This is a genomic window from Paraclostridium dentum (assembly GCF_048568265.1).
GTDB classification, from domain to species: Bacteria; Bacillota; Clostridia; order Peptostreptococcales; family Peptostreptococcaceae; genus Paraclostridium; species Paraclostridium dentum.
This window is the reverse complement of record NZ_CP183813.1, coordinates 290,944-310,092: the sequence shown is the minus strand read 5'-3', so window position 1 is coordinate 310,092 and position 19,149 is coordinate 290,944. Positions and strand designations below refer to the sequence as shown.

Sequence of the window (19,149 nt, the reverse complement as noted above, 5' to 3'; positions counted from 1 at the left end):
ACTTTTTACTGTCAATATAAATATTCTTTATATTAAAAACTAATTTTTAAATATACCTTTTTAATATAAATGTTTTAATTATAAGGTCCAATTTATAATTAATCAATATCATCTTTATAGCTTATTTATTAAATTGGAACACTTATTTCTTTCCTAATAAACTAATTTTACACGACTTCTAAATAAATAATTTCACATGAAACATCACTTCCTCATTTATTTAAAATTATTGCGAGAAAATATAAATATATCTTTAATTATCTCACAATAAACTTATTCGAAAACTAACTGTTATATGTACATAATAAAAAAATTTAACATGCTTTTTATGTACCTTTTCTATAAGTTGAAATCACTTATATAAAATACACCAATTTTTTACATAAAATTGTTAATTTGAGTGTCAAATTTTGCAAAATTCTATATACATATTATATGGGTAGATAAAAACTACCTACACTAAAAAACACATATAGGAGAGAAATATATGCGCAAACCAATAATTGAGAATAGATCTATGCCAAAGTCTTGTTGTAAAAACAATAATGATCAAATGAGTTCTCTTAGAGATTTAATAAAAATGCTTGAAGAAGCTCAATGTAAAAGAAAAAATAGCTGTCATTTTGATGATGACGATGATTATATAAATCCAAGCGCAAACCTAGATATAAACACGAGCTTAGATAATGATTCTAAATCTTGTTCTTGTGCTGATTCTGACTCTGATTCTTGCTCTACTTCTGATGCTAATGCAGATTCAGATTCTTGCTCTACTTCTGACTCAGATGCTACTGCTGATGCCGATGCTAACTCTGATTCTACTTCTGACTCAGATGCTACTGCTGATGCTGACGCTAACTCTGATTCTACTTCTGACTCAGATGCTACTGCTGATGCCGATGCTAACTCTGATTCTACTTCTGACTCAGATGCTACTGCTGATGCTGATGCTAACTCTGATTCTACTTCTGACTCAGATGCTACTGCTGATGCTGACGCTAACTCTGATTCTACTTCTGACTCAGATGCTACTGCTGATGCTGATGCTAACTCTGATTCTACTTCTGACTCAGATGCTACTGCTGATGCTGACGCTAACTCTGATTCTACTTCTGACTCAGATGCTACTGCTGATGCCGATGCTAACTCTGATTCTACTTCTGACTCAGATGCTACTGCTGATGCTGACGCTAACTCTGATTCTACTTCTGACTCAGATGCTACTGCTGATGCTGACGCTAACTCTGATTCTACTTCTGACTCAGATGCTACTGCTGATGCCGATGCTAACTCTGATTCTACTTCTGACTCAGATGCTACTGCTGATGCTGACGCTAACTCTGATTCTACTTCTGACTCAGATGCTACTGCTGATGCCGATGCTAACTCTGATTCTACTTCTGACTCAGATGCTACTGCTGATGCTGATGCTAACTCTGATTCTACTTCTGACTCAGATGCTACTGCTGATGCTGACGCTAACTCTGATTCTACTTCTGACTCAGATGCTACTGCTGATGCTGATGCTAACTCTGATTCTACTTCTGACTCAGATGCTACTGCTGATGCTGACGCTAACTCTGATTCTACTTCTGACTCAGATGCTACTGCTGATGCTGATGCTACTGCTGATGCTGATGCTAACTCTGATTCTACTTCTGACTCAGATGCTACTGCTGATGCTGACGCTAACTCTGATTCTACTTCTGACTCAGACGCAACTTCTACTGTAGATACTACTTCTGATTCTGACTCAGCTGCTAATTCTACTGCTGATGCTGATACTACTTCTACTGCAGATACTGATTCAGCTTCTCTTTCTGGTTCAGATGCTACTTCTACTGCTGACACTGATTCTACTTCTGATTCAGCTGCTAACTCTACTGTAGATACTACTTCTGACTCTGACTCAGCTGCTAATTCTACTGCTGATGCTGATACTACTTCTACTGCAGATACTGATTCAGCTTCTCTTTCTGGTTCAGATGCTACTTCTACTGCTGACACTGATTCTACTTCTGATTCAGCTGCTAACTCTACTGTAGATACTACTTCTGACTCTGACTCAGCTGCTAATTCTACTGCTGATGCTGATACTACTTCTACTGCAGATACTGATTCAGCTTCTCTTTCTGGTTCAGATGCTACTTCTACTGCTGACACTGATTCTACTTCTGATTCAGCTGCTAACTCTACTGTAGATACTACTTCTGACTCTGACTCAGCTGCTAATTCTACTGCTGATGCTGATACTACTTCTACTGCAGATACTGATTCAGCTTCTACTTCTGGTTCAGATGCTACTTCTACTGCTGACACTGATTCTACTTCTGATTCAGCTGCTAACTCTACTGTAGATACTACTTCTGACTCTGACTCAGCTGCTAATTCTACTGCTGATGCTAATTCTACTGCTGATGCTGATACTACTTCTACTGCAACTACTGATTCAGCTTCTACTTCTGGTTCAGATGCTACTTCTACTGCTGACACTGATTCTACTTCTGATTCAGCTGCTAACTCTACTGTAGATACTACTTCTGACTCTGACTCAGCTGCTAATTCTACTGCTGATGCTGATACTACTTCTACTGCAACTACTGATTCAGCTTCTACTTCTGGCTCAGACGCTACTTCTACTGTTGACACTGATTCTACTTCTGATTCAGCTGCTAACTCTACTGTAGATACTACTTCTGACTCTGACTCAGCTGCTAATTCTACTGCTGATGCTGATACTACTTCTACTGCAACTACTGATTCAGCTTCTACTTCTGGTTCAGATGCTACTTCTACTGCTGACACTGATTCTACTTCTGATTCAGCTGCTAATTCTACTGCTGATGCTGATACTACTTCTACTGCAACTACTGATTCAGCTTCTACTTCTGGCTCAGACGCTACTTCTACTGTAGATACTACTTCTGACTCTGATTCAGCTGCTAACTCTACTGCCGATGCTGACACTACTTCTACTGCTGACGCTGCTTCTACTACTAACACTGACTCAACTTCTACTGTAGATAATAATGCTGACGCTAATACTACTTCTGATTCTACTTCTACTGCAGATACTGATTCAGCTTCTGTTTCTGACTCTAATTCTACTGTAGATGCTACTGCTGATGCTGACACTACTTCTACTGCTAATGTTGATTCTGCAGCTGAATCTAATGCAAACAATAATAACCAATCTACTGCAACTAATAATGTTGGGCCAATAACTGTTAGTACACCTATAAATATATATATAACTTGTCCATGTTGTGGTAAAACACATCACTGCCAAACAGATCATTGTGAAACACATTTCTGTAATAGAGGTGGGGTATTTAGATCTAACCCTGATATAGAAGTTACTACAAGTGAGGAATGTGAAGACGAGAATATAGAAGATTAATTGTAAAGGGGATTAAGTATTATGAATCAAGAAAAAAATATAAATAATAAAAATCAAGCTCCTAAAAAAGAGAGCCATCATATATCAACTGTTAAACGCCAACGCATTCATAATGGTGAGGTTATACAAGACGATGTTAAACACAAATATATTCTTAATGGTGAAGTTATAGAGGATGATTTTGATACTATTCCTAATGATGGTTGCGAATCTAACTCTAATAATAATCATATATCTGATCATCAACACCAACATGTTCATAATGGTAAAATTATAGATGATGATAGTTTAACACCTTCTAATGAAAGTAACCATGTATCTGATCATCAACACCAACATGTTCATAACGGTGAAGTTATAGACGATGATGATGATTTTAAACCTTCTAAGAATAGTAAGCATTCATCTGACCATAAGTACCAACATGTTCATAATGGTAAAGTTATAGATGAAAAATAGTTTATTATAAATTTAAAAATTGAAATAGTCTAAAATGAAATGGTGAGCATTAAACAAGCTCACCATTTCTCATTATATAAAAACTTTTTTACCTGTTTTAATTTTACATATAATTAGAAACAATTAAACCACAGGCTAACCTAGGTCCTGCATTTCCTGCTGGTTGAGAAGTAAAATCATCATATCCTTCATGAATTATAAAAGACTTTCCTATTATTTCATCAACAGTAAATCTATTGGTAAATGTAGAAAGTAAACCTACTCCATCAGCAGATAGTATTGGTGGCAAATCACCTGAGTGAATAGGATGTTCTACTTTCGTTGGATTGTAGTGAGATTTAGCTGCCATAAATGGTTCCTTTTCATTTCCTACTGAACAATCTCCAACCTCGTGAATATGGAATCCATGAAATGCGCTAGTTTGATTGTTTTTATTAGGAATTCCAGTTATATATGCTTTTACATATACTCCTTCATCTAATTGGTATAAATATACCATTCCATTTATACAAGGTGCTAGTGGCCCTCCAGTTATTTTTGCATATGCATCTGGCTTAGATGGATTATAATTAGAAAAAACTTTTTGAATATCATACTTTTTACAAGAATTGTCCATAATATCCTCCTTAAGTTGTAATAAATTTTCTCGCCCTCTATATTATGACTATAACTTTCAAAATGTTAATATGTGATTGCATAAAAAAAGACTTGGATCTTCCAAGTCTTTTTAATTTATATATTTAATTTGCATTTAAGCTTTTTTTCTTAATACCTATTAAAAGTAATGCTGCTACAACTGTTCCTATTGCTATTGCAGCTAAGAATAGTAATAAGTTGCTTGTTGCTCCTAGCAATCCAACAATTGGACCTCCATGAGGAACATTATCAGTTATTTTAAATACCATTCCCATAGCTCCTGCTATTGCACTTCCTAATACTATAGAAGGTATAACACGTTTTGGATCTCCTGATGCAAAAGGTATTGCACCTTCTGTAATTCCTATAAGTCCCATTAAGAATGCTGATAATCCAGCTCCTCTTTCTTCTTCTGTAAACTTATCTTTAGCTATGAAAGTAGCAAGACCCATAGCCAATGGTGGAACAGGTATAGCACAAGCCACAGCTCCCATTACCAAAGGATTTCCTGCTGCTATTGATGCAACTCCAAATAGGAACGCAGTTTTATTAATTGGACCACCCATATCTATTGCAACCATAGCTCCAAGTACTAATCCTAAAACAACGCTTAATGCCGGATTTGCTGCAAGAGATGCTAACATTAAGTTTAATCCGTCCATAACCCATGAAATTGGTGCTCCTAATATTAATATTAAAGCTGCTGAGATAACTGAAACACTTATTATTGGAATAACAAATATAGGCATAACAGCTCTTAAATCTTTTGGTACTTTCCATGTGTTCATCCACTTAACTAAGTATCCAGCCATAAACCCAACTATTATAGCACCTATAAATCCTGTACCATTTGAAGTTCCTAATATTGCTCCATCATTTGCAACCATAGCACATATCATAGCTGGTGCTAATGCAGCTCTTCCAGCTATAGACATTGCTATAAATCCAGCAAGTATAGGTATCATTAATGTAAATCCAATTCCTCCTATTGCACTAACTTTGTTCCATATAGAACCTTCTGGTATCACCATTCCAGATGCAGTAGGGTTTCCTCCTATTGCAATAGCCAATGCTATAAATAATCCCCCTACAACAACGAATGGTATCATATGTGAAACTCCATTCATAAGTTCTTTTACAGATCCGCCGGAAACAGATTTTTTATCCGACTTATTTTCAACTTTTCCTTCTTGTATTTTTGCAGTAGTATGTAAATTTTCTATAAGAGTTTTTGCACTTTTTATAGCTTCTTTTATAGGAACCTCTATAACCTTTTTACCTGCAAATCTCTCTTTTCCTTCTATTGCAACATCTGCTGCAATTATTATATAATCGCAATTTTTTATATCTTCATCAGTAAGTGAATTTTCTACCCCTTGTGATCCTTGAGTTTCAATTTTCATTTCGTGTCCTAATTTTTTACCTACAATTTCAAGCTTTTCAGCTGCCATATAGGTATGAGCTACCCCAACTGGGCATTTAGTAACCCCCAATATTTTCATGCTTACCCCTCCATTTCAGATATGATATAGTTGTATAGATTTTCTTTATCACTTTCATTTAATAACACTTCTACAAAATCATCATCCATAAGTTTCCTTGCAAACTTTGATATAATTTGAAGATGAATATTACCTTCATCTGTAGTAGGCATAACTAAGGCTATCGCAACTCTTACAGGCTCATCATCTAATGACTCCCACTCTATATCATTTTCAAATTTAACTATAGATATAAATGGATTCTTTACTCCTTCAAGTTTTGTATGCGGTATTGCCACATATCCACCAAATCCAGTTGATGATTCTTCTTCCCTTTTTAAAAATCCATTTAATAAATCTTGTGAACATACATCTGAACTATCTACAACAAGATCACTTATAATCTTTAATGCTTCCTCTTTATTTCCTCCATTTACTTTTATACCATCAAATATTAATTCTTTTTTTAATAAAGTTTTTATCATTTTTATTTCCTCCTAATACATTAATTCAATTAATTTATTTTTATCTATAGCTTCCATATTTTCTATAGATTCTTCACTATCTATTTGTGCAATTTTCCTATAAAAATTATTAAAAAACTCTGGATTTTGTTCTAATAATCCATTGTCAAAAGCAATTAAGAATACATGGTAAACTGTTGTATCTCCCCACTTTAATCCATCTTTTATATAAGCTATGCATATTGAACTTTCAAGGACATGGCTAGCTTTTCCATGTGGAATTGCTATGTTATTTATATTAGTTGTAGATAGTTTTTCTCTATTTATAACACTATCTAAATATTTATCATCTACGCTAGAGTTCTTCTTAAAAACTTTTACCATCTCTTTTAAAACATCTTCATAGGTTTTAGCATTTTCTATTTCTATAAATGCCCCTTTTTGTAACAATTCTTCAAATAGTTTTTTACTTTCACTTCTTTTTATATAAGCTTCTATATTTTCTTTATCTTGCTCTTTAATAAGAGGAGATACGTAAATTACATCTTTATGTTTATTTGGAAGTTTTTCAGTTGAAATTATAAAATCATAGCAATCTTTTTTCATCTTTAAGAAAGTTTGAACTGAATATGCTCCCACAATTTCTATATCTTTGTACATATTTTTTATTCTGTTTACTATTAAATCTGTTGATACTTGTCCTAAGTGGCAAACAATTAATACTCTAATTTTATCCTTATTACTCTTTGCTCTTTCTATAGCTGTTTGAAAATGTAAGGATAGGTATATAAGCTCATTATCTAAAAATCGATATTTATAATCTTCATTTATTACATCTGCTGTTATAGTAGACATTTCAAATGCAAATGGATATAACTTTTTTATATCACTTAAACTGTAAATTTCACTTAATACAGAATATCCACCTCTACTTATAGTCGAGTATAAATGTATCGATAATCCTTTTTTTAATTGTTCATCCATGAATAAGTCAATTGATAATTCACTTTTAATTCTGTCTAAAATCCTATTTATCGTCGGCTTTAATTTTTCAATTTTTTCACTTGTATTTAGTGAGTTATTTTTTTTCAATACTGAAAATAAATAACATAGATAGTACTTGTCGCCTTCTCTTAAAGATAAATTAAATTTTTTATTTATATCACTAACTATTTCAGAATACTTATTGAAATTTGGTAAGTCTTTTATTAATCTAGTAAAAGATTTATTCTCTTTGTGAATATTTTCTTCTCTTATATCTTTCAATAAAAATAGTAAATATAAAAATAATTGCTTTATAGATTCATCTGTAAATGTAAATATATTAATTTCTTTTATATAATCTATAATCAATATACAGATATCGATTTCCCAAACTTTAAAATAATCTCTCATATTAAAGTGCAAATTATCAAATCTATTTACTTCTTCAAAAAAATCTATTCCTTTCATATAAGGAATTGCTAATTTTACAAAGAAAGACATCCGATCTAATTTCGAAGATGAATACCTTATGCCATAATGCCTAATAGATTGAATATCATCCTTATAGTCTTTTAATATTGATACCAATTGTTTTTCTATCAATGATTTACTAACAAATAATTTATCTGCTATTTCTTGTATTGTTATAAAATCTCTTTCTAATATTATAGTCATCAATATTTGATTTTGGATTGGAAACTCTATAAGAGACTGGGCTTCTTTTAAAAAGACTATAAATTTTTCTTTATTTATAATCTTTATTTTATTATTTTCTTGTATTACTAACTGTGTATCATAGTTTCCTAATATCTCATTAATTAATATCATTTCATTTTTTACTGTTGCTGTAGTTATTTTAAATTTTTTAGCAATTTGTTTTAGTGAAATGTACTGATGCTCATTTAAGTAATTTAATATTAAACTTTGGCGTTTGCTAATTTTCATCTATAGGTTTCATCCTCCAGACTCTCTATTATGATTTAATTTTATCCTATGTTCTTTTTTTGTAAAACATACAATAATTTACCCTTTTGAAAATTTCGTGTGTTTATATCAATTTTCTACATTTTTCTTAATTGTTAAATTGATGTTTATATTATAAATCAAAAAAGAAGCTATATTCAGCTTCTTTTTATTACTTTTAAAACAAGTTTATATTTTCTCTCTAAATATTTATTACCATTACATTCTCTCCATTTATGTCAAACTCTCCATTAAATTCAAAGCCAATTTTTTTATATAAAGAAATAGCTCCTTTATTATCATCATATACACTTAAATAAATCTTATTGTATCCATATTCATGCTTTAGCCTATTTAGTAAAAGTCTTACTCCTGCTTCTCCATATCCCTTACCTTGATTTTCGTGAGAAATTAAAAATCTGTCTAGCCAAACTCTACCTCTCTCACCTTCATTTTTAAATAAGCCATACATAGCAAATCCTATAGCTTTATCTCCATCGTATATTCCTACTGGTCTCCATAACGAAAATTCCTTTGACTCTTTTAAACATACATCTACGCTCTCAATATATCCAATTTGTTCTTTCCCTACTTTTAAACTAGTTATTTCTTGATAATTTTTTTCATTAATTTCTTTTATGTTCAAATTCATTTTTATCACTCCCTAATACTATTTTAAATAATTGCAAATAAAAAGTACATTGATAAATATCAATGTACTTTATTATCTCTATGATGTAAATAAAATATATATCTATCCTATATATTCTAATATTTCACCTACATTTTTATCTGCCTTAACTTTGTCATATGCCTTTTCTATAATACCATTTTCATCTATGATGTAAGTTGTTCTAATAACTCCAAACCCAAGTTTTCCATATAATTTCTTTTCTTGCCATACATCGTAAGCTTTTATTGCATCAAGATCAGGATCTGATAAAAGTATAAATGGTAATTCATTTTTTTGTGCAAATCTTTCATGTGATTTTACACTATCCTTACTTATACCTATTACTACCATATCTTTTGATTTAAAACAATCAAAATTATCTCTAAATGAACATGCTTGCTTAGTACACCCTGGAGTACTATCCTTAGGGTAGAAATATAATACTACTTTTTTATTTCTAAAATCTGATAAACTTACTAAGTTTCCATCTTTATCTTGTAGTCTGAAATCTGGTGCTTTTACGCCTGCTTCTAACATATTATTTTTCCTCCGGTTTATATTTATTAAATATATACCAAATATGTTTTGTTATTAAACTTTTACTTACTATATTTTTTTCAGGCTGTATTTAAAATGATTTAATTAAATATTTTGTTGCGGTATCTGACTTGTTATATATGGAATTACTTCATCTGGAGATATGTTTAAAGCAATTGCAAGTTCTTCGTTTAAAAGTCTTTCTGCTTCTTTCATAACATTATCATCTACTTGATGTGGTTTTTTTCCAATAGATTTTACTTTTTCATTATTGCAATATATATTTCTTATTAGTTTTATAAGTTCTTCACATTTACCGCTTTTCAGCATTGCATTAAACTCTTTATTTCTTGTTTTATCATCGTCGATCCATGAAATATCCATATTAGCCATATCATTTAGTAGTGAAGTTGCACTGCTTTTAGATATAGTCTTTCTCATTGGAATATTTTTATTATCCACAGGGGCTTTTATTATTATATTTTCAGCATAAACTGGACTTAATACATAATATCTTCTGTCTTCTCCGTTTATAAACTTTTCATTAGTTATGTCTATAACTTTACATGCTCCTGTCATACCGTACATTACACAATCGTCAATCTTAAACATTAAGATTTCACCATCCTTAAAATAATAAAAAAGCTACCTACTTTTAGGTTGGCTTTTTTGACCCATAATAGAAATTATATTTATACACATAATTTAAAATACAATTTCATATTCATTATATAAAAAAAGTAGTTTTGACAACAGGACTTACGTCATCAAAACTACTCGTTGTATTATTATTTTACCACATTTTAAGCTTTTCATGTAAGTAAAAACTTTTTTTTATATAAAACTATATAGAATTTATAATACATTCTTCTACTTTATCAAATCCAACTCTGTCTATAAGCTGGGCAAATCTCTCACCTTCATTTGCATTTTCTTTAAAGTAATTAACAATTGTATCTATAACTTGTAATATATCTTCTTCTTTAAATTTCTTTCTTAGTGGCTTTCCTAAACTAGCTTCTCTACCCATTCTTCCACCTATAAATACTAATATATCTATTTTTTCACTATCACTTTCTACTGCATGTGCTGGGCAAAAACTAACGCATTTCCCACAATTGCTACATTTATCCTCTATTATTGAATACTTGCCATCCTTGTACTCAAATGCTTTATCAGGACATACCTTTAAACATACTTTACATTCAATACACTTTCTATTGTCTATCCTAACCCCTGTTAATGGTAATATACTCAAATCATTAGATTGAGCCTTACCATAGCTATTTTTACAGCCTAATACTGCTATTTTAAATTTGGCAGGTAGCTCTCTTCCAAAAAACTCATTATGTACTTCTTTTGATATTTTTTGAGTATCTATAAGACCGTTAGAGCACACACTTCCTTTACAAGATAAAATTGCTCTTACAGTCTTACCTCCTCCACCTACTATTAATCCATTTTCTTGTACTATGTTTATCACTTTTTCTATATCATCATACTTTATATACGGTATTTCCACAGTTAACCTGCTAGTTAAATTCAATTCTTTATTTCCATATTGCTCTGCAACTTTAGATAATATGCTAAATTCTCTTGAAGTAAATACTCCTGATTTACCTATTACTCTTATAGCAAAGTAACCATCTTGTTTTTGAGGAACTATTCCTTTAGACTTTAATTCATTTTTTTCTTGTAATGATAATATTGGTTCCATGTATTTACCTCCTAATATGACTTTATTTAATATATAATTTCATACGTTATAAATTATAACATTACATTTGCCCATTCATTAATTGAAATTGTTTATAGTAATTATACGTTTTTTTAATAGTAAAAAAGTCTCAATAATAATAATTGCCTTATTATCATTGAGACTCTTTTTCAGTTCAATTAATTTTCTTATTTAATTTTATACCATATAACGCCTATAAAAGTTTTTGTAATTTGGATTAAAGTTACTGCTCCAAATATGGCACTCATATAGTAAAATGCTCTTATTTCTTCAGATGAATACATTAATACAAATATAGCAAATGCAATTACAAATAAAACCATAGTAATACTCATTATAGTTACTATTTTTTTGAGCATATACTTTCTTTTCAAATACATTACTAATACAATAAGCATTAATATAGCCAAAACTAATATAGCTACATATTTTATAGTTTGTATAGGATATTCTTGCTCCCAAATATAGTTTTTATGTATTACATGTCTTAACATGCCCATTTTAGCATGAGTAAAATAATTTACTAAATATGCACCAACTAACATCAGTGCTTCTAATATAGTTACTAAAACATAAAAAATCTTCTTTGCTTTTCCCATATAATATCAACTTCCTTGTCTAAAATCTAAGATAAGCACTGCAATCTGTGCAGTGCTTATCCTTATTATAATATATTTTATACTATTTATATAATTTATTTTTTTGCAGCTTTATCTGTTGGTAGTTTATCTACTGTAGTGTATTGGCAATCCCCACTATTAGGATCTCCTACTTGTACTGGAAGATTTCCATGCATTTGCCACTCATTCCATCCACCATCATAAACAGTCATTCCTTCCCATCCTGCATCGTAAGCAATTAACCAAGGAACTGAAGCTCTCCATCCTGTACCACAATAGAATGAAAGTTCATTATCTTTTTTGATATCAGAATCTGACCATAATTTTTGCATTTCATCAGCACTTATAACTGTTCCATCTTTGTGTAAGTAATCTTGCATATTGTAAGGATCACTTCCTGCATGACCCCAAACAGCACCTTTAGGTTCTCCAGCTCTATCTATATAAGTGTATCCACTTGTTTTTCCATCAAACTCTTCTTTACTTCTTATACTAACTAAACGGAAATTAGAATCGTCTTTTAATTTCTTTTTAACTTCATCTATAGACATCCAATATTCTGGATGTGAAGGTACTTTAGCTCCAAAGTCTTTTGCTGGAGTAGCTTTTTCTACTTTAGTTTCAGTCTTATATCCAGCTTTTTCCCAAGCATCAATTCCTCCGTCTAATACTTTAACATTTTCAACGCCTGCCCAAAGATATGCATATGCAACTCTACTTACTGCAGAAATATCATTTCCATATAATATAATAGTTTTATCTTTTCTAACTCCTAAATCTAACATTCCTTTTTCAACTACTTTAGGATCTGATATATTCCAAATTGGTTCAGATTCAACACTTGAAGTATCTACATGTATTGCACCTGGAATATGTCCCTTTGTATAAGTCGGACTATCTTTGTAAGTTCCCCAAGAAACTTCTAAAATCTCATAATTTTTAGATTCTGGTTGATTACCATCTATAACACTTTGTACCCACTGAGGAGATACAAAGACTTTTTTTGCATCTACTTGTTCAGCTTTTACATCTGATTTTGCCTTCGCTGTCTCTTGTGATTCATTCGAAGATTTACTACATCCTACTGCCATTGTTGCTACCATTGTGATTCCAACTAATGCACTAATTAATTTTCTTTTCATACATCTTCCTCCGTTATGATTTTCATTGTCTTAAAATAATTTTTCTTTCGGATGATTTCAATATTTATTTTGGCTTTTCCTAATAAAAATAATTCTAAAAATTTCTAATTCATTAAAATTTTCTTCAACATTTTACCATATACGATATAAATCTCCAATCTTTATAGAAAAAATCTATATATAATCTCAATACTATTTATATTTTCTATATATGTTGTGAATTTTTATAATAAATCAAAATGTGACAATAATTATGAACTTAGAATATTATAAACTAGATAATATTTTTTATCTAACTTATAACTCTATAGGAGAGTGTAATTTTCATGCTTAATGAAAAGATAATGATTATAGATATTCCATTCAATATATTAGATCATCCTTTTTGGTGTGGGTTTAAAATTCTTTACTCAACCATATCCCAAAAAGCTCAAACTAAAGAATGGATAGATCCAAGAATAGATGTATTTATGGATTATACAGCTAAAAGCCTTGTAAACCAAACTAATCAAAATTTCAAATGTATATTAAGACATACCACGGGAACAAAAGAGATAATAGATGATTCCCTTTCTAGATATCCAAAGTTACCTGACAATATAATTTTTACAGATGATGGAGATAACTTAATAAAAGAAATTGTTAGTCCTTATAAATATGTCTTTCATATAAGAATTGATAGTGATAACATGTTTAGTCCAGACTATATAGATCAATTATATAAAATTGAAAACTATAAAAACTTGCAATGTATATTATCTCAAAAGGGATATATGTATGATGCTAATAGAGATATTTTAGCAAATATGGATCATCCTTCTCCATCTTTTTATGCTTTTATTTATACAGTAGAAAACTTTCTTTTGGGTCTAAGATATCCTGTAAAGGATGACCATTGGGGTGCAATAAGCTATATTCATGAAGTCATTCCTACTCCAAGTTATATGATAATTATCCATAAACTTAATGTTAGCAATGATTTTCAAGTTATTTTGGAATATCCTTTTATAAAAACTTGGCTTGCCAGTGAAGAGGAAAAAGAAAAAGCATTGAAATTTTTCAAATTAGAATAACCAATTTTAAATAAATCTAGCTCGCTTAATCTATAAATAAAATAGATATAATATGCGAGCTAGATTTTACTTAATTAATTTATTTTTATTAAATTTTCTATTTTTCATAAAAATTATGCACTCTTAGCCTCCATTAAACTAGACGTCTTCGGTTTATATGCATAAATCACAGATGAAACTAAATATGTAGCAAGTATAGATACTATAGATGCCGATAATATAGATATTTTACATATATTAACAAGTTCACCATTGCCTCCAAAAGCTATTTCAGATACAAATATAGACATTGTAAAGCCTATTCCTGCTAGCAATGAAACTGGTAATATAGATATCCATTCTACACCTTCTGGCTTCTCTGTTACATGAAGTTTAGTTCCTAGCCATGTAAACATCATTATTCCAAGTGGCTTTCCGATTACTAGTCCTAGTACAATTCCTGTTATTAATGTATTATTAGAATTGAAATTTATATCTATATTTAAATTTATAGCTGTATTCGCTAAAGCAAATAAAGGTAGTATAACTAAGTTACATAAAGGAGCTAATTTATGCTCTAATCTATTCATCATAGGTTGATTTGAAGCTTTTAATTTTTTAGATGGTATAGCAATAGCAATTAATACACCACTTATAGTAGCATGTATTCCACTAGAGTACACAAATATCCATAAAATCATACCTACTATCATATATGGAGTAACTTTATCTATTTTTCTTCTATTCATTAATATTAATACTCCAAATGTTAAAGTTGAGAGTATTAAAAAACCTATGTTTATATCTGAAGAATATAATAATCCTATTACTAAAATAGATATTAAATCATCAACAACTGCTAAAGATAATAAAAATATCTTTAATGTAGGATTAAGTTTATTTTTTAATATCATAAATATACCTATAGCAAAAGCTATATCAGTTGATATTGGAACCCCTATTCCAATAGAAAAATCTGTATTAGCGTTAAATATTAAAAATATAACAGCTGGAATCAATACTCCCCCAATAGCTCCTATTATAGGAAAAGAGGCCTTTTTAAAACTAGATAAATGTCCATTTAATATCTCATTTTTTATTTCAAGTCCTACAAATAAGAAAAATATTGCCATTAAAAAATCATTTATTATCATATGTAGGTTGAAGTCACCTAATATTGGAAGTTTGCTTAATATATGATGATATATTTCTCCATGCTGACTATTTGCTATTAATAAAGAAACTAACGTTGAAACTATAAGTAATACGCCTGGTAAACACCTCTGAACTAATTAAATTTTTAACCCTACTTTTCATAAACTCTAATTTCCCTTTCATTTTTTGTAAATTTAGTTTGTGTTGAGAAATTTTACACCAAAAATACTAAATATGTCAAACCATTTAACTTTAAAATTTTTTTATAATTGAATAATTTTGTTTCTTTATTAAAATTCATACATAAACAATCGAAACATAATATAACTCTAAAAAAAATGCTCCTTATGATAAAGAACATTTTATAAATAAAAAATATTTTCATTCAGTTATAAGTCGTATTAAAAAATTGGTTTTTCAAAAAATATATGTTATGATTTTGAAAATGTTCATATATAAAGGAGCGTATAAAGTAGTATGAAAAAAAACAAAAAAGAAATTAAATCACTAATTATATCTAAAACTCTAATATTTATAGTTGTAGTTTTATTAGTGAGTTCATTCAAAGCTATATTCAAAACAGAAAACTCTCTTGTAGGGGTTACAACTGTTGTATTGATGTTGGTGTTATTAGAAATGGATTTAACTCTAAATCCTATTAAAAACCTTATAAGCTTAATAAGCCTTAATTTAGCGCTAGGATTATCTGCTTTTTTAGTTTCACAAAATGCATTTTTAGGATTAGTTCTTAACTTTTCAATAATGATGTTTATAGGTTATTATTTTAGTTATGAATTAAAGAAGCCTGTTAATATGATGATAGGATTACATTATATTTTAATGATGGTTTCCCCTATATCAATATCTCAACTACCATTAAGGCTTTCAGCACTAGTTACAGGTGCATTTATGATAATGGCTGTTCAATTGATAGCTAATAAAAATAAACTTTCTAAAACAAGAAAAACTATGTTAAATACTATAGCAGATAATACTTTATTTAAAATTGATTTAATAAAAGCAGAAAAAGATACGGTTGATATAGACCTATCTTTATCCATGAATATCAATAAGCTTAAATCACTAATATTTGATAGTGGTAAAACCGATTCGCATCTTACTGAATGTGGAAGAAACACAATAAATATACTATCTTGCTTAGAAAAGATTAATTTAATACTAGGTGATGTAAAAAATAAAAGTTATTCTTCAGAACTTCTAGATGATATATCTACTGTATTAAAAGAGCTGAAAAATGATAAGTTTAATATCAATTCAAATTACTTAGAGTGTAAATATAAAGAAAGTGTTTTATACGCTCTAGACACTACAGATTTAGAGATTATTTATGATTTTATTAATACAGTTAAAACTCTAGATGTTGAAATAAAAAAATATAATAAAACTCATAATATGCAAAAAAATATACAAAATGAACTATCTATACCTGATGAATTTAAGCAACTGCATATTCAAAAAAATTTAATACGCCTTAAGTCTCCTAGAGTTGCTTATGGAATAAGATTAGGTTTGGTAGTTGCTCTAACATTTTTCATAGTAGACTTATTCAATATAGAATTTGGTGAGTGGGCAGTATATACAGTATTTGCATTATCACAACCTCATTCTGAATATACTGTTTGTAAGTCAAAAAAGAGAATAATAGGAACTTTGTTAGGTTCAGTTATAATGTTTATTTTATTTAACTTAATCACTGACCCTGAGTTAAGAACTATAATGCTAGTCTTAGCTGGATATTTAATGTCATATGTATCTGATTACAGAAATTTAGTTACATTTGTTACAGTATCCTCTGTAGCTTCAGCCGCATTATATGTTGCTAATCCTAATATTATTATAATGAATAGAGTAATATTTGTTGTAATAGGTATAGCTATAGCTTTAATAGCTAATAAATTTGTGTTTAATCGTAAACTTTTAGATGAAGAACTTAACTTAAATAATATTCAGATAGATTCATCAAGAAAAATGCTTGGGGAGGTTATTCTTAATGAAGGTAGTTCAAATGCAAGTGCAATAGGAATTTTATATTTAATTCCATCTTTAATAGATTTAAGAATAGGTTATTTAAATCAAAATGGTTTAAATATGGAAAAATCATTTATTAATAAAAGTAAGGTTTTAATGAATGATTTATATCAAGTTTATTTATTAGGAAAAGACGATACAGCTTATGACATTATTTTATCTCATATAAAAGAAATTTTGGATTCTTCTAATAACCTAGATGTTATGGAATCAAGAATACAAGAATCTATAAGATGTTCGCATCCAATTAAAGAAAAGTTTTTACTTATAAAGATCTCTAAAATATTAAATATAGTAAATGATATGGATTACAATGAATCAAGTCAATCTAATTTATATAGTTACTTAGCTGCTTTTAACTAAATATAAAAAGCTACAATTCTAAAGAATTGTAGCTTTTTCATTTTATAATCTATCTAAACCTTGTTTTAAGTCAGCTATTATATCTTCTGCATCTTCAAGACCAACAGATATTCTTATTAATCCTTCAGATATTCCAGCTTCAGCTCTTTCTTCTTGAGTATATGGAGAATGAGTCATTGAAGCAGGATGTTGTATCAATGTTTCACAATCACCTAAACTAACTGCAAGAGTACATAACTCTAAAGAGTTTAGTAATTTTTTACCACCTTCAAGTCCACCTTTAACTTCAAATGCTATCATACCTCCTGGCATATCCATTTGTTTTTTAGCTAATTCATATTGTGGAAAACTTTCTAATCCTGGGTAGCTAACTGTTTCTACATTTGGATGAGATTCTAAGAATTTAGCAACTTCTATAGCATTCTTAGTGTGTCTATCCATTCTTATTTGTAAAGTTTTCATACCTCTTAATATTAAGTAAGCATCAAATGGAGATAAAACAGAACCTGTCATATCTTTAACTCCGAATAATCTCACTTGAGTTATAAAGTCTTTTTTACCAACAACGAAACCTGCTATAACATCTCCGTGTCCATTTAAGTATTTAGTAGCAGAGTGAACAACAACGTCAGCTCCTAATTCAAGTGGTCTTTGTAAGTATGGAGTACAGAAAGTGTTATCAACAAATACCATACAACCTTCTACTGTATGAGCTATTTTAGATATAGCTTCTATATCAACTAATTTTAAGTCTGGGTTAGCTGGAGTTTCTAAGTAAACAACTTTTGTGTTTTCTTTCATAGCTCCTTTTACTTCATCTAAGTTAGTTGCATCTACAAAAGTAACTTCTACTCCGTATCTGCTTATTCCATGGTTTAACATTGCATAAGTACAACCATATAAAGTTTTACTTGCAACTATATGATCTCCTGCTTTTAATGCAGTCCATAATGCTGAAGTTATAGCACCTATTCCTGAACCTGTTGACATACAAGCTTCTCCATTTTCTAGTAGTGCCATTTTTTCTTCTAGTTGCGCATTTGTTGGGTTCCCAAGTCTTGAATATATAAATCCATCTTCTTCTAATGCAAATCTTCTACCACCTTGTTCAGCACTATCAAATACGAAAGTTGATGTTTGATATATAGGTGTAGTTAAAGCCCCTGATACTGGATCCTTTTTATGTCCTCCGTGTATAGCTTTTGTTGCGAATTTTTTATTCTTTAAGTTTTCCATTTTGAGTTCCCCCTTTAAATTTATTTACGCTATTATATATGAGCAACTCTCATGCCAAACTTTTTTATTTTAGAATAAAAATATTTATTTAATTTTAAAAACGCAAAAACATTGAAAATACGCTATTTTTCGAAACGTTTACACAAGGCTGTAATTTATATTTTCAAAAATAATTTTTTTAGTGTAAAGCTTTATTT

Annotated in this window: 15 protein-coding genes and 1 pseudogene; 4 read left to right on the top strand and 12 right to left on the bottom strand. The window is 29.8% G+C overall.

Annotated elements, in window-relative coordinates; genetic code table 11:
* Positions 1–487 precede the first annotated feature (487 nt).
* Both ACN6I1_RS01365 and ACN6I1_RS01360 read left to right on the top strand, forming a co-directional pair.
* Positions 488–3,400 (top strand): hypothetical protein, encoded by a 2,913-nt coding sequence (locus ACN6I1_RS01365; protein WP_419742463.1) that lies wholly within the window; start codon positions 488–490, stop codon positions 3,398–3,400.
* Between the two features lie 21 nt (positions 3,401–3,421).
* The gene (locus tag ACN6I1_RS01360; protein WP_419742462.1) at positions 3,422–3,859 is read left to right on the top strand and encodes a hypothetical protein; all 438 of its coding nucleotides are present in this window, start codon (positions 3,422–3,424) and stop codon (positions 3,857–3,859) included.
* Positions 3,860–3,962: 103 nt separating this feature from the next.
* Here ACN6I1_RS01360 and ACN6I1_RS01355 read toward each other — a convergent pair whose 3' ends face one another.
* The 10 genes from ACN6I1_RS01355 to ACN6I1_RS01310 form a co-directional block, all read right to left on the bottom strand.
* Positions 3,963–4,475: a superoxide dismutase family protein gene (locus ACN6I1_RS01355; protein ID WP_419742461.1), complete on the bottom strand. Its 513-nt coding sequence runs from the start codon at positions 4,473–4,475 to the stop codon at positions 3,963–3,965.
* A 124-nt stretch (positions 4,476–4,599) separates the two neighbouring features.
* Positions 4,600–5,997, bottom strand: a complete 1,398-nt coding sequence (locus ACN6I1_RS01350; RefSeq protein ID WP_419742460.1) for a PTS fructose transporter subunit IIC — start codon at positions 5,995–5,997, stop codon at positions 4,600–4,602.
* Between the two features lie 2 nt (positions 5,998–5,999).
* Positions 6,000–6,461, bottom strand: coding sequence for a PTS sugar transporter subunit IIA (locus ACN6I1_RS01345; RefSeq protein WP_419742459.1), 462 nt, complete (start codon positions 6,459–6,461; stop codon positions 6,000–6,002).
* A gap of 12 nt (positions 6,462–6,473) precedes the next feature.
* The gene (locus tag ACN6I1_RS01340; protein WP_419742458.1) at positions 6,474–8,369 is read right to left on the bottom strand and encodes a BglG family transcription antiterminator; all 1,896 of its coding nucleotides are present in this window, start codon (positions 8,367–8,369) and stop codon (positions 6,474–6,476) included.
* Positions 8,370–8,589: 220 nt separating this feature from the next.
* Entirely contained in the window at positions 8,590–9,039 is a 450-nt protein-coding gene (locus ACN6I1_RS01335) for a GNAT family N-acetyltransferase (RefSeq protein WP_419742457.1), read from the bottom strand.
* Between the two features lie 102 nt (positions 9,040–9,141).
* Entirely contained in the window at positions 9,142–9,597 is a 456-nt protein-coding gene (bcp, locus tag ACN6I1_RS01330; protein WP_419742456.1) for a thioredoxin-dependent thiol peroxidase, read from the bottom strand.
* A 105-nt stretch (positions 9,598–9,702) separates the two neighbouring features.
* The gene (locus ACN6I1_RS01325) at positions 9,703–10,209 is read right to left on the bottom strand and encodes a CarD family transcriptional regulator (protein ID WP_419742455.1); all 507 of its coding nucleotides are present in this window, start codon (positions 10,207–10,209) and stop codon (positions 9,703–9,705) included.
* A 232-nt stretch (positions 10,210–10,441) separates the two neighbouring features.
* The gene (locus tag ACN6I1_RS01320; RefSeq protein ID WP_220797816.1) at positions 10,442–11,314 is read right to left on the bottom strand and encodes a 4Fe-4S dicluster domain-containing protein; all 873 of its coding nucleotides are present in this window, start codon (positions 11,312–11,314) and stop codon (positions 10,442–10,444) included.
* A gap of 188 nt (positions 11,315–11,502) precedes the next feature.
* Complete coding sequence (locus ACN6I1_RS01315; protein WP_419742454.1) at positions 11,503–11,934, bottom strand: hypothetical protein; 432 nt, start codon at positions 11,932–11,934, stop codon at positions 11,503–11,505.
* A 95-nt stretch (positions 11,935–12,029) separates the two neighbouring features.
* Positions 12,030–13,097, bottom strand: a complete 1,068-nt coding sequence (locus ACN6I1_RS01310) for a sulfurtransferase (protein WP_419742453.1) — start codon at positions 13,095–13,097, stop codon at positions 12,030–12,032.
* A gap of 326 nt (positions 13,098–13,423) precedes the next feature.
* On the opposite strand from ACN6I1_RS01310, the gene ACN6I1_RS01305 reads away from it, so the two are divergent.
* Positions 13,424–14,170: a hypothetical protein gene (locus tag ACN6I1_RS01305; protein ID WP_419742452.1), complete on the top strand. Its 747-nt coding sequence runs from the start codon at positions 13,424–13,426 to the stop codon at positions 14,168–14,170.
* Between the two features lie 113 nt (positions 14,171–14,283).
* Here ACN6I1_RS01305 and nhaA read toward each other — a convergent pair.
* Positions 14,284–15,411: pseudogene (nhaA, locus tag ACN6I1_RS01300) on the bottom strand (Na+/H+ antiporter NhaA); the annotation flags it as partial.
* 370 nt (positions 15,412–15,781) lie between these two features.
* Between nhaA and ACN6I1_RS01295 the strand changes: the two are divergent.
* On the top strand, positions 15,782–17,716 hold the full coding sequence (locus ACN6I1_RS01295) for an FUSC family protein (RefSeq protein WP_419742451.1): 1,935 nt from the start codon (positions 15,782–15,784) through the stop codon (positions 17,714–17,716).
* A 42-nt stretch (positions 17,717–17,758) separates the two neighbouring features.
* Here ACN6I1_RS01295 and megL read toward each other — a convergent pair whose 3' ends face one another.
* The gene (gene megL / locus ACN6I1_RS01290; protein ID WP_021430305.1) at positions 17,759–18,952 is read right to left on the bottom strand and encodes a methionine gamma-lyase; all 1,194 of its coding nucleotides are present in this window, start codon (positions 18,950–18,952) and stop codon (positions 17,759–17,761) included.
* Positions 18,953–19,149 lie beyond the last annotated feature (197 nt).